Below are 20482 nucleotides of genomic sequence, written 5' to 3'. Positions count from 1 at the left end.
GCCCACGGCCCCGCACCGGTCACGGCCGGCGCGCGGTTGCGTCTCCCCCGGGGGGAGACCGCAGGCTGGGGGCATGGACAGCGACACGCTCTATTCCATCGGGGAGTTGTCCCGTCGGACCGGACTGCCGGTGAAGCGGATCCGCTTCTATTCCGACCGGGGCATCGTCCCGCCGGCCGACCGGAGCCCGGCGGGCTACCGGCTCTACGGCCCCGACGCGCTCGCCCGCCTCGACCTGGCCCGCACACTGCGCGAACTCGGGCTCGGCCTGGAGACCGTACGCAGGGTGCTGGACCGGGAGGTGTCCCTGTCCGAGGTCACCCGGGCGCACGCCGACGCCCTGGACGTGCAGATCCGGACCCTGCGCCTGCGTCGCGCCCTGCTCCGCGCGGTCGCCGGACGCGACCGCCCCACCCCTTTGGAGATGAACCTCGTGCACCGGCTCGCCACGCTCTCCCGCACCGAACGCCACCGGCTCGTCACCGACTTCGTCGACGACGCCTTCACGGACCTCCACAACAACCCCGAGTTCGTGACCCTGATGCGGTCCGCCCTGCCCGAACTCCCCGAGGAACCCACGCCCGAACAGGTCGACGCCTGGGTGGAACTCGCCGGACTCTTCCGGACGGCGGAGTTCCGTGACGCGATCCGGCGTACGGCCGAGGACCAGGTGGAAGAGCTCTCCCGAGGGGACGTCCACGCCCTGCACGAGGCCCTCGACCGGGCGATGCGCGAACGGATCGACGAGGCCGGGCGCGCCGGCCTGCTGCCGGCCCCCGCCGCGGGCACGTTCCCGGCCGACCCGCTGGGCGACCTCTACGCCCGCGCGTTCGAGCGTGCCGCGGAGAGCGATCTGCCCCGCTGGCTCCTCGCCCGCCTGCGGACCGGCGCCGACCCGCTCGTGCAGCGCTACTGGAGGCTCCTGGCGACGGTCAACGGCTGGCCCCCGTCGCCCACCCTCGCTCCCGTGCACTCCTGGTTCACCGGGGCGGCGGCGCGATGACGCGCGAGCCGGCGTTCGGCCCGTACGCGGACGCGGAGGGGGCCGGCCGCGTCAGGGCCCTCGTCGAGGACGCCGTCGGTTCCCCCAGCGCCCGGATCGTCGGCGTGGGCCTGACGCCGGCCCCCGGCGCGTACGGCTTCCTGGCGCCGCAGTGGGCCGTGGAACATCCCGGCCGGAGCAGCGGCGCACGTCAGCCGGCCGAGCTGCGCGTCCGCCTGGTGTGTTCCCTGCGGACGCGCGGGGCCCTCCGCAAGAGCGTGATCGCGGCCCTGTGCCCGGAGGGGCCGGCTCCGCACACCTGCCGCGTCCCGTGGACGGCCCTCTGAGACGGGGCCGTCCTACGCCCAGCGCCCCGTGCGCGCCAGCAGGACCGCGGTCGCCGCCGTGCCCGCCGTGGACGTGCGCAGCACCGAGCGGCCCAGCCGGTACGGGCGGGCACCCGCCTGCGCGAAGGCCGCGAGCTCCTCCGGGGACACCCCGCCCTCGGGGCCGACCACCAGCACCACCGAGCCGGCCGCGGGCAGCTCCGCCGTCGCCAGGGCCTCGGAGGCGGCCTCGCGGTCCTCGTGGAGCACCATCGCCAGGTCGGCCTCCGCCAGCAGCGCGGCCACCTGTTTGGTGGACAGCGCTTCGGCCACCTCGGGGAACCGCACCCGGCGCGACTGCTTGCCCGACTCCCGGGCGGTGGCCCGCCACTTGGCCAGGGACTTCGCCCCGCGCTCGCCCCGCCACTGGGTGATGCACCGGGAGGCCTGCCACGGCACGATGGCGTCGACGCCGGTCTCCGTCATCGTCTCGACGGCGACCTCGCCCCGGTCGCCCTTGGGCAGCGCCTGCACCACCGTGATCCGCACGGCGGGTTCGGGCTCCTGCGCGACCCCAGAGACGGAGACGACCAGCCGGTCCTTGCCCTCCGCCGCCTTCACCACGGCGTCGGCCCAGCGGCCGCGGCCGTCCGTGAGGACGAGTTCCTCGCCCGGTTCGAGCCGCTTCACCGACACCGCGTGCCGGCCCTCGGGGCCGTCCAGCACGAACTCCGGCCCCGCGGGGACCTCTTCGACCACGAACACGGGGGCCGTCATGACGCTCTCCTCATCTGCAACACCTTCAACGCACTCTGCGCCTGGGCCAGTTCGGCCGCCAGCACCTCCACCAGCTCCCCGGCGGGCAGCGCCCGCGCCAGCCGGTGCCCCTGCCCGGCCCACAGGGACATGCCCTGCGGGTCCCCGGCCGCGGCGGCGGCCTTGCGCAGCCCCGAGGTCATGTGGTGGATCTGGGGGTACGCGGAAGGGGCGTACGGCCCGTGCTCCCGCATGAAGCGGTTGACCAGGCCCCGGGCGGGGCGGCCGGTGAAGGCCCGGGTCAGTTCCGTGTGACCGAACAGCGGGTCCGTCAGCGCCTTCTTGTGCAGGGGGTGCGCCCCGGACTCCGGGCAGACCAGGAAGGCCGTGCCGAGCTGCGCCGCCTCCGCGCCCGCCGCGAGCACCGCCGCGATCTGCGCCCCGCGCATCAGCCCGCCCGAGGCGGTGATCGGGAGGGCCACGGCCTCGCGGACCTGCGCCACCAGGGCGAGCAGGCCGACGCCCGCCGTGCCGTCGGTCTGCGGGTCGTCGCGGAAGGTGCCCTGGTGTCCGCCGGCCTCGACGCCCTGGACGCACAGGGCGTCGGCGCCCGCCTCCTGGGCGGTGCGGGCCTCGTCGGCGGAGGTCACGGTGACGACGGTGTGCGTGCCGACGGCGCGCAGGCGCCCGATCACGGTGGGCGCGGGGCAGCCGAAGGCGAAGGAGACCACCGGGACGGGGTCCTCCAGCAGGATCGCCAGCTTGGCCTCGTAGCCGTCGTCGCAGGTGCCGATGATGTCCTCTTCGGCGAGCGAGACCTCGTACCAGCTCGCCTCGCCGGCCAGCTGGCCGCGGTAGGCCTCGACGGCGGCCGGGTCGACGTACCCGGTCTGCGGCAGGAAGAGGTTCACTCCGAAGGGCCGTCGGGTGAGGCCGCGGAGCTGTTTAATCTCCTGGTACATGCCGTCGGCGGTCTTGTAGCCGCCGGCCAGGAAACCGAGCCCGCCGGCCTCGCACACGGCGGCGGCGAGCGGCGGGCAGGAGGCGCCGCCCGCCATGGGAGCCTGCACGATCGGGTACCGGGGGAGACCGTTCGGCGCGGAGGACATGGACTGCATCGTGCCACGTCCCGCGCACCGGACCGAATCACGGCAATTCGCCTGGCATAGTCCAGTTCCCTCCGGCCGCGAGGAAAGCGCGGAGCCCGGTCCGGGGCGTCCCCGGACCGGGCTCCTGCGTGCTGCCGCGGGCCGGTCAGCGGCCGTTGAACGCGTCCTTCAGGCGGCTGAAGAGCCCCTGCTGGCCGGGGGCGAACTGGCCCGTCGGGCGCTCCTCGCCACGCAGCTTCGCGAGCTGGCGCAGCAGGTCCTCCTGCTGGGGGTCCAGCTTGCCGGGGGTGGTGACCTCGACGTGGACGATCAGGTCGCCGCGCCCGCCGCCGCGCAGGTGCGTGACGCCCCGCCCGTGCAGCGGGATCGCCTGGCCGGACTGGGTGCCGGGCCGGATGTCGATCTCCTCCATGCCGTCCAGCGTCTCCAGCGGGCACTTGGTGCCCAGGGCCGCCGCCGTCATGGGGATGGTGACCGTGCAGTGCAGGTCGTCCCCGCGCCGCTGGAAGGTCGGGTGCGGCAGCTCGTGGATCTCCACGTACAGGTCGCCGGCGGGGCCGCCGCCGGGGCCGACCTCGCCCTCACCCGCGAGCTGGATCCGGGTGCCGTTCTCGACACCGGCGGGGATCTTGACCGTCAGGCTGCGGCGGGAGCGGACCCGGCCGTCGCCCGCGCACTCGGGGCACGGGGTCGGGACCACGGTGCCGAAGCCCTGGCACTGCGGGCAGGGACGCGAGGTCATGACCTGGCCCAGGAAGGACCGGGTGACCTGCGAGACCTCACCGCGGCCGCGGCACATGTCACAGGTCTGCGCGGAGGTGCCGGGGGCGGCGCCCTCGCCCGAGCAGGTGGTGCAGACGACGGCCGTGTCGACCTGGATGTCCTTGGTCGTGCCGAAGGCGGCCTCGTCCAGTTCCAGGTCCAGACGGATCATGGCGTCCTGGCCGCGGCGGGTCCGCGAGCGCGGGCCGCGCTGCTGGGACTGGCCGAAGAAGGCGTCCATGATGTCCGAGAAGTTGCCGAAGCCGCCCGCGCCGAAGCCGCCCGCGCCGCCGCCGCCCGAGGAGGACAGCGGGTCGCCGCCGAGGTCGTAGACCTGCTTCTTCTGCGGGTCCGAGAGGACCTCGTAGGCGGCGTTGATCTCCTTGAAGCGCTCTTGCGTCTTGGGATCGGGATTGACGTCCGGGTGCAGCTCGCGCGCGAGCCGCCGGAAGGCCTTCTTGATCTCATCCTGGGACGCGTCGCGGCGTACGCCGAGTACGGCGTAGTAGTCCGTGGCCACTTACGACTCCGCCAGGATCTGTCCGACGTAACGTGCCACTGCGCGTACCGCTCCCATCGTTCCGGGGTAGTCCATGCGGGTCGGTCCGACCACGCCGAGTTTGGCGACTGCTTCGCCGCCCGAACCGTAGCCGACGGACACGACCGACGTGGAGTTGAGTCCCTCGTAGGCGTTCTCGTGCCCGATCCGTACGGCCATCCCCGACTCCCCCGCCTCGCCCAGCAGCTTGAGGAGCACGACGTGCTCCTCGAGCGCTTCGAGCACCGGCCTGATCGTCAAGGGAAAATCATGTCCGAAGCGAGTGAGGTTGGCGGTGCCGCCGATCATCAGCCGCTCCTCCGCCTCCTCGGCCAGCGTTTCGAGAAGGGTCGCCAGGACGGCCTTGACGGTCGCCCTGTCGTCGATCTCGAACGACTCCGGAAGGTCCTGCACGAGCTGCGGCACGTCGGTGAACCGACGGCCGACGACCCGGCTGTTCAGCCGCGCCCGCAGGTCGGCGAGGGAGGTCTCACCGAAGGGCGTCTGGGTGTCGACGAGCCGCTGCTCGACCCGCCCGGTGTCCGTGATCAGTACGAGCATCAGCCGGGCCGGGGCCAGCGACAGCAGCTCGACGTGCCGGACGGTGGAGCGGGTCAGCGAGGGGTACTGGACGACGGCGACCTGCCGGGTGAGCTGCGCGAGCAGCCGCACCGTGCGGCCGACCACGTCGTCGAGGTCGACGGCGCCGTCGAGGAAGTTCTGGATGGCCCGCCGCTCGGGCGTCGACAGCGGCTTGACCCCCGCCAGCTTGTCGACGAAGAGGCGGTAGCCCTTGTCGGTGGGGATCCGGCCGGCGCTGGTGTGGGGCTGCGCGATGTAGCCCTCCTCCTCCAGCACGGCCATGTCGTTGCGCACGGTGGCGGGCGAGACGCCGAGGCGGTGGCGCTCGGTGAGGGCCTTGGAACCGACCGGCTCCTCCGTCCCGACGTAGTCCTGGACGATGGCGCGCAGCACTTCGAGCCTGCGTTCACTGAGCATCGCGCACACCTCCGGATGCGGTCGGTCGTCGGTCGGTCGTCGGTCGGTCGTGGGGTTCGCGGGCGGCGGGCCCGCCGCCGGCGGTCCGCCGGAGCTTCCCCCGGGCCCTGGTTGGCACTCCGAGCGCCCGAGTGCCAGAGATCCCCCGGTCAGTGTACGGCCGGGTAGTACACCGGGGGCAAGGGCGGCCCGCCAGGGTAGCGTCGCCCCATGGACGTACGTTGGGAAGAGGCGGGCTGGGAACGGCTGACCGGGCGGGCCGGCCGGCGGCGGCTCCCGGTGTGGGACTGCACGGTGGGACTGGTGGTGGGGGACGAGTCGGTGCTCCTGATCGACCCCGGATCCTGCGTGCGCGAGGGGGCCCTGGTGCGGGCCGAGGCGGAGCGGCTGACGGGCCGGCGCGTGACCCATATCGCATTCACACACGGACATTTCGACCACGTGCTGGGCGGCCCGGCCTTCGAGGGCGCCCGGTTCTACGGGGCGGTCGGCCTCGACCGGCTGCTGGCGACCCCCGGCGGCCGTGAGGAGCTGCGCGTGAGCGCGGTCAGCCAGGGCCTGGACGAGGCGGAGGCGGCCGAGGCGGCGGGCCTGCTGCGGGCGCCGGAGCACCTGGTGTCGGGCGAGTGGACGCTGGAGCTGGGCGGCGTACAGGTACTGCTGGCCAACGTCGGGCCCGCGCACTCGCAGCACGACCTGACGGTCCTGGTGCCGGGCGAGCGGGAGGTGGTGTTCTGCGGGGACCTGGTGGAGGAGTCGGGCGAGCCCCAGGCCGGCACGGACGCGGTGCCCGGGCAGTGGCCCGCCGCCCTGGACCGCCTGCTCGCGCTGGGCGGGGACGACGCGCTGTACGTGCCGGGTCACGGAGCGGTGGTCGGTGCCGGCTTCGTGCGTGCCCAACACGACACACTGGCGGACCTGTTCGGCGTGTCGCGGACCTGACGGCGGCGGTTCTCCTAGTGTCGGCCGGATGCGCGAGTACTCCCCCGACCTGACCCCGCAGTGGAAGCGTGCCAAGGCCGTGCCGGAGGTGGCCGCGGACCCCGATCTGGTGGTCGAGGTGGCGGGCACCGACTTCTGCGGTGCGGTGGTGGCGTGCGAGGCGGGCACGGTGACCCTGGAGGACCGTTTCGGCAAGCGCCGGGTCTTCCCCCTGGAGCCGCGCGGCTTCGTGCTGGACGGCGCCGTGGTGACCCTGACCCGCCCGTCGCGGGCACCCGCCGCGCCCGCCCGTACGGCCTCGGGCTCGCTGGCCCTCCCGGGGGCGCGGGCCCGGGTGGCGCGCGCCGGACGGATCTACGTGGAGGGCCGTCACGACGCCGAACTGGTGGAGCGGGTCTGGGGTGACGACCTGCGCATCGAGGGCGTGGTGGTGGAGTACCTGGAGGGCGTCGACGACCTCGCGGCCGTGGTGGAGGAGTTCGCCCCCGGGCCGGACGCCCGCCTCGGCGTCCTGGTGGACCACCTGGTGCCGGGGTCGAAGGAATCCCGGATCGCGGCATCGGTCACCTCCCCGGACGTGCTGGTGGTGGGTCACCCGTACGTGGACGTCTGGCAGGCGGTGAAGCCGTCCGCGCTGGGCATCCGGGCGTGGCCCGAGGTGCCGCGCGGCCAGGACTGGAAGACGGGCGTCTGCCGGGCCCTGGGCTGGCCGGAGAACACCGGGGCCGCCTGGCAGCACGTCCTGTCCCGCGTCACGTCCTACCGCGACCTGGAGCCGACCCTGCTGGGCCGGGTGGAGGAGCTGATCGACTTCGTCACGGCGCCCTGACCCGGTCTACGGCAGGGTGGCGAACTCCGTGGTGTCGAGCGTGACGCCGAGGACGTCGAGCGGGACCGGCTCACCGAACTTGCTGGTCCGCGCGCCCCGGTAGTCGGCTTCCTCTCCGGCACCGAAGGGCTCGGTGAGCACCACGCACGTGGCCTGGAAGGGGTCGATGATCAGATAGGCGGGAATGCCGCCGGCCGCGTAGATGGAGCGCTTCGTCACGTAGTCGCGCAGCTTGCTGGTCTTGGAAACGACCTCGACCACCATCGCCAGGGCGGCTGCGGGCAGGAGACGGCCCGACTCCGGCGCCGCCTCGCTCGGCAGGACGACGAGGTCCGGCTGCGGCTCCGACGATTCCCCCGGAATATCCACGTCCTGCGTCTGGAGCGGGTACCAGCGGTCCATGGGGATCTGCCGCTGCACGAACATGACGATCAGGTTGTGGACCACGTCCGGCCCCGCCATCATCACGATTTCACCCCTGAGGAGCTCGACCTTGACCCCCTCGGGAGCCTCGAAGCTCTCGAAGTACTCGGTCATCCGGCGATCGTCCACAGCGGTCATCTCCGTGCCCTCCACTTCTGCCGCCGGGCTTGCGGCAGAAGGCTACGAACAGGCTAGGCCGCACCTGCCCCGATCCGCAGCGATTCACTCCGTGGAGTGGTCAGTCCACCAGGTCCCGCACCACCGCGTCGGCCAGCAGCCGCCCGCGCAGGGTCAGCACCGCGCGCCCCGCACCGTACGGGGCCGGCTCCAGCAGCCCGTCCGCCAGCGCCTTCCCGGCGGCCGCCAGGCCGGCCGGGGCCAGCAGCGACAGCGGGACGCCGTCGACCAGCCGCAGCTCCAGCAGGATCCGCTCCACGCGCCGGTCCTCCGCGGACAGCAGCTCGCGCCCCGCGCCGGGGGAACGGCCCTCCGCGAGGGCCGCGGCGTAGGCACCGGGGTGCTTCACGTTCCACCAGCGCACCCCGCCGACGTGCGAATGGGCGCCCGGGCCCGCGCCCCACCAGTCGGCCCCGCGCCAGTACAGCTCGTTGTGCAGGCAGCGGCCGGCCTCGGTCGTGGCCCAGTTCGACACCTCGTACCAGGAGTACCCGGCCTCCGCCATGACGGAGTCCGCGATCAGGTACCGGTCGGCGTGGACGTCGTCGTCGGTCATCGGGACCTCGCCGCGGCGGATCCGGCGGGCCAGCTGCGTGCCCTCCTCGACGATCAGGGCGTAGGCGCTGACGTGGTCGGGCCCGGCGCCGATGGCCGCGGCCAGGGAGTCGCGCCAGTCCTGGTCCGTCTCCCCCGGCGTGCCGTAGATCAGGTCCAGGTTGACGTGCTCGAAGCCCGCCGCGCGGGCCTCCGCGACGCAGGCCTCGGGGCGGCCGGGGGTGTGGGTGCGGTCGAGCACCTTCAGGACGTGCTGCTTCGCGCTCTGCATGCCGAAGGAGATCCGGTTGAAGCCGCCCTCGCGGAGCTCCGCGAGGTACCGCGGGTCCACGGACTCCGGATTGGCCTCGGTGGTGACCTCGGCGTCCTCGGCCAGCCCGAACTCGTCGCGGATCGCCGCGAGCATCCGGACGAGGTCGCGGGCGGGCAGCAGCGTGGGCGTGCCGCCGCCGACGAAGACGGTCCGCACGGCCCGGGGGTCGTCCCCGAGCACCTTGCGGGCCAGGCGGACCTCGTCGATCAGGGTGTCGGCGTAGTTCTCCCGGGAGGCGAGCACCCCGCCGGTCCCCCGCAGCTCGGTGGCCGTGTAGGTGTTGAAGTCGCAGTACCCGCAGCGCGTGGCGCAGTACGGGACGTGCAGGTAGAACCCGAGCGGCCGGTCCCCGGCACCCGCCAGGGCGTGCGACGGCAGCGAGCCGTCTTCGGGCATGGGTTCACCGTCGGGCAGTGCGGAAGGCATGGGCCCATTGTCCCGCACTGCCCCAAGGTCGTTTCCCGCGTCGGGCCGGGCGCCGGTCAGGCCTCCCGGGAACCCGCGTACATCTCGTCGATGAGGTGCTTGAACTCACGCTCGACGACCGGGCGCTTCAGCTTGAGGCTGGGCGTCAGGTCGCCGTGCTCGACGTCCAGGTCGCGCGGGAGGATCCGGAACTTCTTGATCGTCTGCCAGCGCTGGAGGCCCTCGTTCAGGGTCTGGACGTAGGTCTCGATCAGGCGGTCGGTCTCCGGCGCGGCCAGGACCTGGGCGTACGACTTGCCCTCCAGGCCGTTCTCGGCGGCCCAGCCGAGGATCGCCGGCTCGTCGAGGGCGATCAGGGCCGAGCAGAAGTTCCGGTCGGCGCCGTGCACGACGATGGTCGACACGTACGGGCAGATCGCCTTGAAGTGGCCCTCGATCTCCGCCGGGGCGACGTACTTGCCGCCCGAGGTCTTGATCAGGTCCTTCTTGCGGTCGGTGATCCGCAGGTACCCGTCGGGGGACAGCTCGCCGATGTCGCCGGTGTGCAGCCAGCCGTCGCTCTCCAGCACCTCGGCGGTCTTGTCGGGCTGCCCGTGGTAGCCCTGCATGATGCCGGGGCCGCGCAGCAGGACCTCGCCGTCGTCGGCGATGCGGACCTCGGTGCCGGGCAGCGGCTTGCCGACGGTGCCGGTGCGGTAGGCCTCGCCGGGGTTGACGAAGGAGGCCGCGCTGGACTCCGTCAGGCCGTAGCCCTCCAGGATGTGGATGCCCGCGCCGGAGAAGAAGTAGCCGATCTCGGGGGCGAGGGCGGAGGCGCCGGAGACGGCGGCCCGCAGCTTGCCGCCGAAGGCCTCGCGGAGCTTGGAGTAGACGAGCGCGTCGGCGATCCTGTGCTTGGTGGCGAGGCCGAAGGGGGCGGTGGCCTGGCCCGTGCGGCGGAAGTTGTCCTGGGTGACCTTGGCGTACTCGCGGGCGACGCCGACCGACCACTGGAAGATCTTGTACTTGGCCCCGCCGCCGGCCCGCGCCTTGGCGGCCACGCCGTTGTAGACCTTCTCGAAGATGCGCGGGACGGCCGCCATGTACGTCGGCTGGACCACCGGCAGGTTCTCGATGATCTTGTCGATCCGGCCGTCGACCGCGGTGACGTGCCCGACCTCGATCTGCCCGGAGGTCAGCACCTTGCCGAAGACGTGCGCCAGCGGCAGCCACAGGTACTGGACGTCGTCCGAGTGGATCATGCCCGTGGCCACGGTGGCCTTGGCCATGTACGACCAGTTGTCGTGCGGCAGACGGACGCCCTTGGGGCGGCCGGTGGTGCCGGAGGTGTAGATGAGGGTGGCGAGCTGGTCGGCGGTGATGGCCGCGATCCGCTCCTTGACCGCCTCGGGGTGCTTGGCCAGGTGCTCGTTGCCGAGCGCCTCCAGGTCGGCGAGGGAGAGGACCCAGCCCTCGGGGTCGCCGTCGGCGCCGACGGCGTCGGCCGCGTCCAGGACCACCACGTGGGCGAGGTTCGGCAGGCCGGCGCGGCGCTCGCGGGCCTTCGCGAGCTGCTTGGCGTCCTCGGCGATCAGCACCCGGCTCTCGGAGTCCGCGAGGATGTACGAGGACTCCTCGGCGTTGGTGCTGGGGTAGATCGTGGTGACCGCGCCGCCCGCGCACATCACGCCGAGGTCGGACAGGATCCACTCGACCCGGGTGTTGGAGGCGAGCGCGACCCGCTCCTCCGGGCGCAGGCCCAGGGAGATCAGGCCCGCCGCGATGGCGAAGACCCGCTCGGCCGCCTGCCCCCAGCTCAGCGACTTCCAGTCGTCCGGACCGCCCTCGGGGCCGGCCGCGGGCACCGGGAAGCGGTAGGCCTCCGCGTTCGGTGTGGCGGCGACGCGGTCAAGGAAGAGGGCCGCCACGGTGGGCGGGCGGTTCTCGATCAAGGTCTGTGTGTCGCTCACGACATCCTCCGGACCGGTCCACGCGGCAGGGCGTGGGCGTGGGGGCGCTTTGGGACGGGCGGGTGGTGCTGGCACCTTTTTGAAACTGGCGAGTAACCATCGAGCAGTGATCAGCGTAGAGGCCGTGCGCCCGGCGCGTAAGAGCCTCCGAGCGGCCGCTTCATAACGAAAAGGGCCCCCATGCGTGCGCATGTGGGCCCATTCGTCCGACTTGGGGCGAGGGTGGTTCTTGACCCGCCCTTGGCGACCGCTTGACACGGCCGCCTCCGACCGCTGTCGGTTACCGGCCGGTTACTTCTTCTTGCCGCCGGACTCGTCGCTGGAGAGGACGGCGATGAAGGCCTCCTGCGGGACCTCCACGGAGCCGACCATCTTCATCCGCTTCTTGCCTTCCTTCTGCTTCTCCAGCAGCTTCCGCTTACGGGAGATGTCACCGCCGTAGCACTTGGCGAGGACGTCCTTGCGGATGGCGCGGATGGTCTCGCGGGCGATGACGCGCGAGCCGATGGCCGCCTGGATCGGCACCTCGAACGCCTGCCGCGGGATGAGCTCGCGCAGCTTGGCGACGAGGCGCACGCCGTAGGCGTAGGCGGCGTCCTTGTGCGTGACGGCGGAGAAGGCGTCGACCTTGTCGCCGTGGAGCAGGATGTCGACCTTGACCAGGCTGGAGGACTGCTCGCCGGTGGGCTCGTAGTCCAGCGAGGCGTAGCCGCGCGTCTTGGACTTCAGCTGGTCGAAGAAGTCGAAGACGATCTCCGCGAGGGGGAGGGTGTAGCGGATCTCGACCCGGTCCTCGGAGAGGTAGTCCATGCCGAGCAGGGTGCCGCGGCGGGTCTGGCAGAGCTCCATGATCGCGCCGATGAACTCGCTGGGCGCGAGGATCGTGGCCCGCACGACCGGCTCGAACACGTCCGAGATCTTGCCCTCGGGGAACTCGCTCGGGTTGGTGACGGTGACTTCCTTGCCGTCCTCCAGGACCACCCGGTAGACCACGTTGGGCGCGGTCGCGATCAGGTCGAGGCCGAACTCGCGCTCCAGGCGCTCGCGGACCACGTCCAGGTGGAGCAGGCCGAGGAAGCCGACGCGGAAGCCGAAGCCGAGGGCCGCCGAGGTCTCGGGCTCGTAGACGAGCGCGGCGTCGTTGAGCTGGAGCTTGTCCAGCGCCTCGCGCAGGTCCGGGTAGTCCGAGCCGTCGAGCGGGTAGAGGCCGGAGAAGACCATCGGCCGCGGGTCCTTGTAGCCGCCGAGGGCCTCGGTCGCGCCGTTGTGCAGGCTGGTGATGGTGTCACCGACCTTGGACTGACGGACGTCCTTCACGCCGGTGATGATGTAGCCCACCTCGCCGACGCCGAGGCCGTCGGAGGAGGTCATCTCCGGGGAGGAGACGCCGATCTCCAGCAGCTCGTGCGTGGCGCCGGTGGACATCATCCGGATGCGCTCGCGCTTGTTGAGCTGGCCGTCGACGACACGGACGTAGGTGACGACGCCGCGGTACGAGTCGTAGACCGAGTCGAAGATCATCGCGCGGGCCGGGGCGTCCTTGACGCCGACCGGGGCCGGGACGGTGGCGACGACCTTGTCGAGCAGGGCGTCGACGCCGAGACCGGTCTTCGCCGACACCCGCAGGACGTCCTCGGGCTGGCAGCCGACCAGGTTCGCGAGCTCCTCGGCGAACTTCTCCGGCTGCGCGGCCGGCAGGTCGATCTTGTTGAGGACCGGGACGATCGCGAGGTCGTTCTCCATCGCCAGGTACAGGTTGGCGAGGGTCTGGGCCTCGATGCCCTGGGCGGCGTCCACCAGCAGGATCGTGCCCTCGCACGCCGCGAGGGAGCGCGAGACCTCGTAGGTGAAGTCGACGTGACCGGGGGTGTCGATCATGTTCAGGATGTGCGTGCTGCCCTTGCCCGCACCCTCGGTGGGTGCCCAGGGCAGACGGACCGCCTGCGACTTGATCGTGATGCCGCGCTCACGCTCGATGTCCATGCGGTCGAGGTACTGAGCGCGCATCTGCCGCTGGTCGACGACACCGGTGAGCTGGAGCATCCGGTCGGCGAGCGTCGACTTGCCGTGGTCGATGTGCGCGATGATGCAGAAGTTGCGGATCAGCGCCGGGTCGGTACGGCTCGGCTCGGGCACGTGGCTGGGGATCGCGGGCACGCAGTGTCCTGATTCTCGGGGCGCAGTCGGAAGCGGTCTCTTCAGCGAAGGTCGGATCTCGTCGCCTTCGGCTTCGTCGGCGCGATGTCGGATCTGTACGCAGGCTCCCATGGTCCCATGGACGGGGCAGTGCGCTCGGTTTGGGCCGGTCGGAGCGCGCCTGGTAGCCTGGGCAGCTGTGTCTCGTATGCCCTCTCAGCTGTCGGGACACAATCCGAAGATCAAACTCTGAACCTGAAAAGGCTCTTTCGTGGCGAACATCAAGTCCCAGATCAAGCGGAACAAGACGAACGAGAAGGCGCGCCTGCGCAACAAGGCCGTCAAGTCCTCGCTCAAGACCGCGATCCGCAAGGCCCGCGAGGCCGTCCTCGCCGGTGACGTCGAGAAGGCCACCGTGGCTTCCCGCGCCGCCGCGCGTGCGCTCGACAAGGCTGTCTCGAAGGGTGTCATCCACAAGAACGCCGCCGCCAACAAGAAGTCGGCGCTGGCCTCCAAGGTTGCCACCCTCCAGGGCTGAGCTCCTGATGTGAATCGCCGGTAGGGAACCAGCGGGCCCTCTCTCCCGCTCCCTCGCCGGCACACCGCGCCGCACGCGGCCTGCGTTCGCCACGCGGGTGCGGCGCAAGCATCTTCACAGCATCACCCCGGTCACCGACCGGGTGACTGACGGCCCACCCGGCCCCACCGGGTGGGCCGTCCGCATTTCCGGGTCGGCCCCCTTCACCGCGCTCCGGCCCTCTGGGACACTGCTGGCGACGTGGCTCCGGGGAGAAGGGCGGACCTTGAACGCCGTGCTCATAGTGCTCGTGGTCCTGGGATTCGGAGCGTTCTGGGCGCTGCGGCGGCTGCGCCTGTACCCGTGCCGCATGAGCGAATGGCGCTACGCCTTCGCCGCCGCGCACCGTGACCAGCGCGAGGCCCTGCACCGCACCCGTGTGAACAGGCGGGCCGTGGAGGGCGAGCAGCGGCGGCACCTGGCACGGGCGCGGGAGCACGTCGAGGGGATCGAGCAGCGGGGCCGGCACGAGGCCCGGACCCTGAAGGCGGAGCGGCAGCGGTTGCTGCGGCCGGGGTGGGGCGCGGCCGTGGGACCCCGTCTGGGACAGCTCCGGCTGCACCAGCACGTCCTGCTGTTCATGAAGGAGGCTCCCGAAGGCGAGGAGGCTCCCACCGGGATCGACGAGACGCTCCCCCTGGCCGACCTCACCGTCAGCTTCTCGGACGCCCGCGAGCACCTCTTCCTCCACGTCACCCGGCAGGACGGCACCCACCGCACCGCCTCGTACGCGCGGGCCGACCACCGCGAGACGACGGTGCGGCACTTCTGCGACCGGATCCACAACCAGGTGCTGGCGGCCAGGGCCTTCCGGGAGACGGCGCGGGAACGCACCGCCGAGATCGACACCGAGCTCCAGCAGCTGGAGTCCGACACCGCGGCGCGGCGGGACCAGGCCCGCATGGAGGCCACGGCCCTCGGCGAGACGCAGCGGGCGGACCCCCGCCTGCTGCGGGCCCTCGCCGACTGGGAGGCGGAGTGCGACGTCTGGCAGAAGCTGACCGGACACCGGCCCCGCGCGTCCTGACGCCGCGGCCGGGGTGCCCGGCGGACCCCCCGGCGGACCGGGGGCGGGCGGGGCCGGGAGGCCGACGCCAGCAGGACCTGGCGGCGCCGGGGGCGGGACCTGGTGCGATGGCCGGAATGGCGTGCCGGGCGCCGTGACCCGGTGGACCTTCCGGTCAGAGCACTAGCGGCGCTGGGGGCGGGCCGCGCGGGCCACGGCCACGACGGCCTTCTCCAGGGCGTACTCGGGGTCGTCCCCGCCGCCCTTGACGCCCGCGTCGGCCGCGGCCACGGCGCGCAGGGCGTCCGAGACCGCGTCCGCCGACCAGCCCCGCATCTGCTGACGGACCCGGTCGATCTTCCACGGCGGCATTCCCAGGTCCCGCGCGAGGTCGCCCGGACGGGCGCCGCGCGGGGCGGAGGCGAGCTTCCCGATCGCCCGGACCGCCTGGGCCAGCGCGCTGGTGATCAGCACCGGGGCCACTCCCGTGGACAGCGACCAGCGCAGGGCTTCCAGGGCCTCGGCGGCCCGCCCCTCCACCGCACGGTCGGCGACCGTGAAGCTGGAGGCCTCGGCCCGGCCCGTGTAGTAGCGGCCGACCACCGCCTCGTCGATGGTGCCCTCGACGTCCGCGCACAGCTGCGCCGCCGCGCTCGCCAGCTCCCGCAGGTCGCTGCCGATCGCGTCGACCAGGGTCTGGCAGGCCTCCGGGGTCGCGGAGCGCCCCAGCGCGCGGAACTCGCCCCGCACGAACGACAGCCGGTCCGCGGCCTTCGTCATCTTCGGGCAGGCGATCTCCCGGGCCCCGGCCTTGCGGGCCGCGTCCAGCAGACCCTTGCCCTTGACCCCGCCGGCGTGCAGGAGGACCAGGGCAATCTCCTCGTACGGCGCGGCGAGGTAGGCCTTGACCTCCTTCACCGTGTCCGCGCCCAGGTCCTGCGCGTTGCGGACGATCAGGACCTTGCGCTCGGAGAACAGCGAAGGGCTCGTCAGCTCCGCCAGCGTGCCGGGCTGGAGCTGATCGGACGTGAGGTCCCGCACATCGGTGTCGGCGTCGGCCGCGCGGGCCGCCGTCACGACGTCCCGCACGGCGCGGTCGAGCAGCAGGTCCTCCTGCCCCACCGCGACGGTGAGCGGGGCAAGCGGTTCGTCGGTGGAGTTCTTCCTGGTGGCCATCGCCCCCAGCATCCCACGCCGCACCGACAGTGCCCCGCGCCCGGTGCCCGAGAATGGTCGGGTGAACGAGCGACACGTACTGGTCCTGCCCGACCGCGACGCCGCCGAGGAGGTGGCCCAGGAGGCCGTCGACCGCTTCGGCCTGCCCGAGGAACCCCAACTGGTCCGCGACGCCCTCGCCGGAGAGGACGACGCCGAGGACGCCCAGTGGCTGGTGGTCGTCGAGGACCCGCAGGAACGGCTGGAGGCGGCCTCGCTGGACGAGCTCGCCGCCGAGTACGAGGGCTGGCTGGAAGCCCCGTAGGGCGGGCCCTACGCCTTGTGGACGATCTGCACGTCCAGCTCCACTTCCACGCTCGAACCGATCGCCGCGATCCCCTGCGCCAGGACCGACTGCCAGTTCAGGCTGAAGTCCTCGCGGTGCAGTTCGGCCGTGGCACGGCAGGCGGCGCGCGGTTCGCCCTCCAGGCCCGTGCCGTTGCCCAGGTACTGGGTGTCGAGGGTCACGGAGCGGCTGACACCGTGCAGCGTCAGGGCTCCCGCGACCGCCCAGCGGCTGCCGCTGCGGTGGATGAACCGCTCGCTGTAGAACTCGACCGTCGGGTACCGGGCGGCGTCGAGGAAGTCGGCGGAGCGCAGGTGGTCGTCCCGCATCCGCAGACCCGTGTCGATGCTCGCCGCGTCGATGATGACGTGCATGGAGGAGTCCTCCATGCGCTCGGCTATCCGTACCGCGCCGGCGAAGGTGGTGAACCGGCCGTGGATCCTGGCGAAGCCGATGTGCCGGGCCGTGAAGCCGATCGAGGAGTGCGTCGGGTCGAGTTCCCAGTGGCCGGGCTGCGGCAGCAGCGGCGGCTCCACCGCGTCCAGGATGATCTCCGCGGTGCCGGGCTGCGCCGGGTCCCCCACCAGCGTGGCACCGTGGAACGGCGCGTACCCCTCCGCGGTGACCGAGAGCCGGTACTCCCCCTCCGGCATGGCCGCCGTGAACCCGCCGTAGGGGTCTGTCTCCCCGCTGACGACCCGTCTTCCGATCGGGTCGGTCACCTCGAACTTGGCCTGGCGGATGGGCTGGTGGACCGTATCGAGCACCCTGCAGCTCAACAACCGCGCCGTGGGCGGCAGTGAAAGGGTCGCGGATGTGTGCGAGCCGGCGCTCCCCGCCGTCTCCATCCCCCGTCTGCGACCGAACATGGCTAATGCACCCCCGTGCTGTGTGGACTTGGACCGTTCTGGCGAAGACGCATTCGATCATGCTGTCGGGTTGTGGGCAAACAGAGCGGTCGCGCCCGGTATGACCACGCCGGTTCCGGCGCCGTCCGGCTGGAAATGCTCGCATCCCCGAGCCGCTTCCGGCGACGGCCACGGAGCCGTCCCGATCCGTGCGCAGCACAGTCGTCCCACGCGCCCTCAGCTGCGCGAGCGTACCCGGTGCGGGGTGTCCGTAGCGGTTGCCCGCGCCGACGGGGACGATCGCGAGTCGTGGCCGGATCCGGTCCTGCAGACCGGGGTCCTGGTGCGCCGAGCCGTGGTGGGCCACCTTGAGCACGTCCACCGGGCCCAGTTCCGGATGCGCCCTCAAGAGGGCCTGCTGGGCGGGCGGTTCGAGGTCTCCCGGCAGCAGCAGCGTCAGACCCGACGTGCGCACCAGCAGGACGACGCTCGCGTCGTTGGGGCCGTCCGGGGGCGGGCCGGAAGCCGGCGGCCAGAGCACCTGCCATTCCAGCGGCCCGGCCCTGCGCCGCTCCCCCGCCGCCGTCGGGACGACGGGGACCCGGGCGGCCGCCGCGGTGCGCCGGACCACGGCCGCCTGCGCGGCCGGCTCCTGCAGGACGGTGGTCTGGATCACACCGACGGAGCGGCCCCGCAGCACCCCGGACAGCCCTCCCACGTGGTCGGCGTGAAAATGCGTCAGCAGGAGCAGTGGGACGCGTCTCACACCCAGGGCCCGCAGGCAGGAGTCGACCGGGCCGGGCTCCGGACCGGTGTCCACGACGACGGCCGTCCCGGGACCGGCGGAGAGGACGGCGGCGTCCCCCTGCCCCACCGCGCACTGCGCGTAGGTCCAGTCCGGCGGCGGCCAGCCGGTGATCACCCGGGTCGGCAGCGGCGGCCGCACCACCGCGACCAGCAGCAACACCACCAGGCCGGCCCGGACCCCGCGCCGCCGTCCGTAGCGGACTCCGAGCCCGACGACGGCCGCCGTGACGAGGACCAGGAGCAGCCCTCCGCCGAGCCCGCCGGGCCAGGGCAGCTCCGCCCCCGGCAGCCGGGACCCCGCCCGCGCCACGGCCGCGATCCACCCCGCCGGTACCCCCGCGCACCAGGCGAGCGCCTTCGCCGCGGGCAGGGACAGCGGGGCCACTGCGAGGACCGTGAAGCCGAGCACCGTGGCCGGACCCGCCGCCAGCTCCGCCAACAGGTTGCAGGGCACCGCGACGAGGCTCACCCGGGCGGAGAGCACGACCACCACCGGCGCGCACACCGCCTGCGCCGCGGCGGCCGCCCCGAGCGCGTCGGCGAGCCTCGGCCGCATCCCCCGCCGCCGCAGGGCCTCGCCCCACCTCGGCCCGAGGGTGAGCAGCGCCCCGGTGGCCAGCACGGAGAGCAGGAAACCGTAGCTGCGCGCCAGCCACGGGTCGTACAGCACCAGCAGCACCACGGCCGCGGCCAGCGCCGGGATCAGGGACCTGCGCCGCCCGGTGGCGAGGGCGAGCAGGGTCACCGCCCCGCAGGCGGCGGCCCGCAGCACGCTCGGCTCGGGCCGGCACACCACCACGAACGCCAGCGTCAGCGCGGCCCCGCCCAGGGCCGTGGCCCGCAGCGACAGCCCCAGGCGGGGCGCGAGCCCGCTCCGCTCGGCCTGCTGCGCGCGGGCCGGGGACCCGATGAGCAGGTACAGCACCACGGTCAGGTTGGACCCGGAGACGGCCAGCAGGTGCAGCAGATCGGTGGCCTCGAACGCCGCGTGCAGGTCGGGCGGCACCCGGGAGGTGTCGCCGACCACCAGCCCCGGCAGCAGGGCCCGCGCGTCGGCGGGGAGCCCTTCGGTGGCCTCCCGCAGCCCGGCCCGCAGGCTCCCCGCCAGGCGCTGCGCCGCACCGGGGCCGCCGCTCACCCCGGGCGGGGTGCCGACGGCCGGCCGCAGCAGCGCCACGGCCCGTTCCCCGTCCAGCGCCGGTGCCAGCCGGGCGGCCACCGTCAGCCGGGTCGAGGGTTGCAGCGCGGCCCATCCCGGGTGCCCGGCCAGCACCCGCACCGGTGTCCGGACCCGGGTCGTCACCCCGTCGGGCCCGGTCACCCGGGTCACCACCGCGTCCAGGACCACCCCGGGCGGCCCGCTCCCGCCCCGGGTGGCGCGGGGGTCCGAGCCGACGGTGAGCTCCACCAGGACCCGGGCGTGCTCCCGGGCCAGCCCGGCCACGGGCCCCGCCCGCGCCTCCGCCCGCTCCAGCCCGGCCACCCCCGCCCCGGCGGCCGCGCACAGCAGCGCGGCGGCCGCGGCCGTACCTACCCGCCACAGCGGCTGCGGCCGGCGGGAGGCCGCCAGCAGCAGCACCCCCGCCACGGCCACCGCGAGCCCCGCTCCGACGGCGGTCCACGCCCCGGGCAGCCCTAGCGCGAGAGCGGCCGCTCCCCAGACGGCCACCGCCGGCCCCGCCAGCCGCAGGTCCACCGCCACGGCCCCGCCCCGCTCCGGGGTGCTCACGGCCGCACCAGCCCGCGCAGGTCGGCGAACCGGCGCTCGCCGATGCCGTCGACCTGCCGGAGGTCCTCGACGGTGCGGAAGCCGCCCCGGGCGGTACGGAAGTCGACGATGTGCCGCGCGAGCACCGGGCCGACCCCGGGCAGCCCGTCCAGCTGCTCGACGGTGGCACTGGCCAGGCTCAACGGGCCGGGGCCCGGTCCGGCAGCCCCCGGGCTTCCCGGGCCGCCCTGACCCGGCTGCGCGGTGGCTCCCACCAGCACCTGCTCGCCGTCCACCAGGATCCGGGCCCGGTTGAGCCCGGTGGTGTCGGTGCCGGGCACCACTCCCCCGGCGGCGGCCAGCGCGTCCTCCACCCGCGAGCCGCCGGGCAGCCGCCGCACCCCCGGTTCCCGGACCCCACCGCCGACGTCCACCACGATCCGCTCCCCTCCGCCGACGGCCGGGGCGCCCGGGACCGAGGGCGGCGAGGACGGCACGGACGGCGGGGCGACCACCGCGGGGGCCGTCACCGGCCGCGGACGCCCGGACCAGTACTGCTGGGCGGCGAATCCGAGCGCCGCGACCAACACGACGGCGACGGCCACCACCGTCCGCGGCTCCATCCCGCACCGGGCCTGCACCCACACCGGCATCCGCTCCCGCACCGCCGGCCACCGAGCCCCCGCACCGGCCCCCCTCGGCCCGGCCGACGTGCCGCGCCCCTCCGCCGCCCGGACGGCCGGTTCCACGGGCCCGACCGGCTCGTCCGACCCCCCGGGCACCCCCCGCCCGGCGTGCGCCCCCGGCACCCGG

At 73.4% G+C, this 20482-nt stretch carries 18 protein-coding genes and 1 pseudogene; 7 read left to right on the top strand and 12 right to left on the bottom strand.

Annotation, left to right across the window (positions count from 1 at the left end):
- Positions 1-73: 73 nt before the first annotated feature.
- Complete coding sequence (locus tag ACZ5D2_RS11815; RefSeq protein ID WP_371678591.1) at positions 74-1003, top strand: MerR family transcriptional regulator; 930 nt, start codon at positions 74-76, stop codon at positions 1001-1003.
- Positions 1000-1329 carry a hypothetical protein gene (locus tag ACZ5D2_RS11810; RefSeq protein WP_371678590.1) on the top strand — a complete coding sequence of 110 codons (330 nt, stop codon included), beginning with the start codon at positions 1000-1002 and terminating at the stop codon, positions 1327-1329. Before ACZ5D2_RS11815 ends, ACZ5D2_RS11810 begins: the two co-directional genes overlap by 4 nt.
- A 12-nt stretch (positions 1330-1341) precedes the next feature.
- On the opposite strand, the gene ACZ5D2_RS11805 is transcribed toward ACZ5D2_RS11810, so the two are convergent.
- From ACZ5D2_RS11805 to hrcA, 4 genes are all read right to left on the bottom strand, one after another.
- Positions 1342-2085 (bottom strand): 16S rRNA (uracil(1498)-N(3))-methyltransferase, encoded by a 744-nt coding sequence (locus tag ACZ5D2_RS11805; RefSeq protein WP_371678589.1) that lies wholly within the window; start codon positions 2083-2085, stop codon positions 1342-1344.
- On the bottom strand, positions 2082-3173 hold the full coding sequence (locus tag ACZ5D2_RS11800) for a nitronate monooxygenase (RefSeq protein WP_371678588.1): 1092 nt from the start codon (positions 3171-3173) through the stop codon (positions 2082-2084). Before ACZ5D2_RS11800 ends, ACZ5D2_RS11805 begins: the two co-directional genes overlap by 4 nt.
- Before the next feature lie 145 nt (positions 3174-3318).
- Positions 3319-4455, bottom strand: a complete 1137-nt coding sequence (gene dnaJ / locus ACZ5D2_RS11795; protein WP_266838944.1) for a molecular chaperone DnaJ — start codon at positions 4453-4455, stop codon at positions 3319-3321.
- A complete protein-coding gene (gene hrcA, locus ACZ5D2_RS11790) occupies positions 4456-5472 on the bottom strand; it encodes a heat-inducible transcriptional repressor HrcA (protein ID WP_030226948.1) in 1017 nt (338 codons plus the stop codon).
- 210 nt (positions 5473-5682) lie between these two features.
- Here hrcA and ACZ5D2_RS11785 point away from each other — a divergent pair, with 210 nt between their 5' ends.
- Together ACZ5D2_RS11785 and ACZ5D2_RS11780 are read left to right on the top strand one after the other, a co-directional pair.
- Positions 5683-6414 (top strand): MBL fold metallo-hydrolase, encoded by a 732-nt coding sequence (locus tag ACZ5D2_RS11785; protein ID WP_371678587.1) that lies wholly within the window; start codon positions 5683-5685, stop codon positions 6412-6414.
- Positions 6415-6442: 28 nt separating this feature from the next.
- Positions 6443-7243: a DUF3097 domain-containing protein gene (locus ACZ5D2_RS11780; protein ID WP_371678586.1), complete on the top strand. Its 801-nt coding sequence runs from the start codon at positions 6443-6445 to the stop codon at positions 7241-7243.
- A gap of 6 nt (positions 7244-7249) precedes the next feature.
- On the opposite strand, the gene ACZ5D2_RS11775 is transcribed toward ACZ5D2_RS11780, so the two are convergent.
- From ACZ5D2_RS11775 to lepA, 4 genes are all read right to left on the bottom strand, one after another.
- Positions 7250-7804, bottom strand: a complete 555-nt coding sequence (locus ACZ5D2_RS11775) for a Uma2 family endonuclease (RefSeq protein WP_371678585.1) — start codon at positions 7802-7804, stop codon at positions 7250-7252.
- Between the two features lie 100 nt (positions 7805-7904).
- A complete protein-coding gene (gene hemW, locus ACZ5D2_RS11770; protein WP_266838951.1) occupies positions 7905-9137 on the bottom strand; it encodes a radical SAM family heme chaperone HemW in 1233 nt (410 codons plus the stop codon).
- A 56-nt stretch (positions 9138-9193) separates the two neighbouring features.
- Positions 9194-11086 carry an AMP-dependent synthetase/ligase gene (locus ACZ5D2_RS11765; protein ID WP_371678584.1) on the bottom strand — a complete coding sequence of 631 codons (1893 nt, stop codon included), beginning with the start codon at positions 11084-11086 and terminating at the stop codon, positions 9194-9196.
- 291 nt (positions 11087-11377) lie between these two features.
- Positions 11378-13243, bottom strand: a complete 1866-nt coding sequence (gene lepA / locus ACZ5D2_RS11760) for a translation elongation factor 4 (protein ID WP_030226936.1) — start codon at positions 13241-13243, stop codon at positions 11378-11380.
- Positions 13244-13493: 250 nt separating this feature from the next.
- On the opposite strand from lepA, the gene rpsT reads away from it, so the two are divergent.
- Positions 13494-13760 carry a 30S ribosomal protein S20 gene (gene rpsT, locus ACZ5D2_RS11755; RefSeq protein ID WP_266788134.1) on the top strand — a complete coding sequence of 89 codons (267 nt, stop codon included), beginning with the start codon at positions 13494-13496 and terminating at the stop codon, positions 13758-13760.
- A 274-nt stretch (positions 13761-14034) separates the two neighbouring features.
- Positions 14035-14826, top strand: coding sequence for a hypothetical protein (locus ACZ5D2_RS11750; protein ID WP_371678583.1), 792 nt, complete (start codon positions 14035-14037; stop codon positions 14824-14826).
- 162 nt (positions 14827-14988) lie between these two features.
- Here ACZ5D2_RS11750 and holA read toward each other — a convergent pair whose 3' ends face one another.
- Positions 14989-15981 carry a DNA polymerase III subunit delta gene (holA, locus tag ACZ5D2_RS11745; protein WP_371678582.1) on the bottom strand — a complete coding sequence of 331 codons (993 nt, stop codon included), beginning with the start codon at positions 15979-15981 and terminating at the stop codon, positions 14989-14991.
- Positions 15982-16042: 61 nt separating this feature from the next.
- On the opposite strand from holA, the gene ACZ5D2_RS11740 reads away from it, so the two are divergent.
- Complete coding sequence (locus ACZ5D2_RS11740) at positions 16043-16285, top strand: hypothetical protein (RefSeq protein WP_371678581.1); 243 nt, start codon at positions 16043-16045, stop codon at positions 16283-16285.
- Between the two features lie 8 nt (positions 16286-16293).
- Here the strand turns inward: ACZ5D2_RS11740 and ACZ5D2_RS11735 are convergent, their stop codons facing one another.
- From ACZ5D2_RS11735 to ACZ5D2_RS11725, 3 genes and pseudogenes are all read right to left on the bottom strand, one after another.
- The gene (locus tag ACZ5D2_RS11735) at positions 16294-17175 is read right to left on the bottom strand and encodes a YceI family protein (RefSeq protein ID WP_371678580.1); all 882 of its coding nucleotides are present in this window, start codon (positions 17173-17175) and stop codon (positions 16294-16296) included.
- 136 nt (positions 17176-17311) lie between these two features.
- Positions 17312-19690 (bottom strand): annotated as a pseudogene (locus tag ACZ5D2_RS11730) (ComEC/Rec2 family competence protein); the annotation flags it as partial.
- Complete coding sequence (locus ACZ5D2_RS11725) at positions 19687-20322, bottom strand: ComEA family DNA-binding protein (RefSeq protein ID WP_371678579.1); 636 nt, start codon at positions 20320-20322, stop codon at positions 19687-19689. The pseudogene ACZ5D2_RS11730 and the gene ACZ5D2_RS11725, both read right to left, overlap by 4 nt.
- Positions 20323-20482: the final 160 nt, after the last annotated feature.

The organism is Streptomyces sp. NPDC031479, from assembly GCF_055581065.1.
The sequence above is the reverse complement of the archived record's forward strand: the minus strand, read 5'-3'. Positions and strand labels throughout refer to the sequence as shown.

Coding starts and splice junctions, on each gene's coding strand:
- ACZ5D2_RS11815 (WP_371678591.1), top strand. CDS start 74: ATGGACAGCGACACGCTCTATTCCATCGGGGAGTTGTCCCGTCGGACC.
- ACZ5D2_RS11810 (WP_371678590.1), top strand. CDS start 1,000: ATGACGCGCGAGCCGGCGTTCGGCCCGTACGCGGACGCGGAGGGGGCC.
- ACZ5D2_RS11805 (WP_371678589.1), bottom strand. CDS start 2,085: ATGACGGCCCCCGTGTTCGTGGTCGAAGAGGTCCCCGCGGGGCCGGAG.
- ACZ5D2_RS11800 (WP_371678588.1), bottom strand. CDS start 3,173: ATGTCCTCCGCGCCGAACGGTCTCCCCCGGTACCCGATCGTGCAGGCT.
- hrcA (WP_030226948.1), bottom strand. CDS start 5,472: ATGCTCAGTGAACGCAGGCTCGAAGTGCTGCGCGCCATCGTCCAGGAC.
- ACZ5D2_RS11785 (WP_371678587.1), top strand. CDS start 5,683: ATGGACGTACGTTGGGAAGAGGCGGGCTGGGAACGGCTGACCGGGCGG.
- ACZ5D2_RS11780 (WP_371678586.1), top strand. CDS start 6,443: ATGCGCGAGTACTCCCCCGACCTGACCCCGCAGTGGAAGCGTGCCAAG.
- ACZ5D2_RS11775 (WP_371678585.1), bottom strand. CDS start 7,804: ATGACCGCTGTGGACGATCGCCGGATGACCGAGTACTTCGAGAGCTTC.
- hemW (WP_266838951.1), bottom strand. CDS start 9,137: ATGCCTTCCGCACTGCCCGACGGTGAACCCATGCCCGAAGACGGCTCG.
- holA (WP_371678582.1), bottom strand. CDS start 15,981: ATGGCCACCAGGAAGAACTCCACCGACGAACCGCTTGCCCCGCTCACC.
- ACZ5D2_RS11735 (WP_371678580.1), bottom strand. CDS start 17,175: ATGTTCGGTCGCAGACGGGGGATGGAGACGGCGGGGAGCGCCGGCTCG.
- ACZ5D2_RS11725 (WP_371678579.1), bottom strand. CDS start 20,322: ATGCCGGTGTGGGTGCAGGCCCGGTGCGGGATGGAGCCGCGGACGGTG.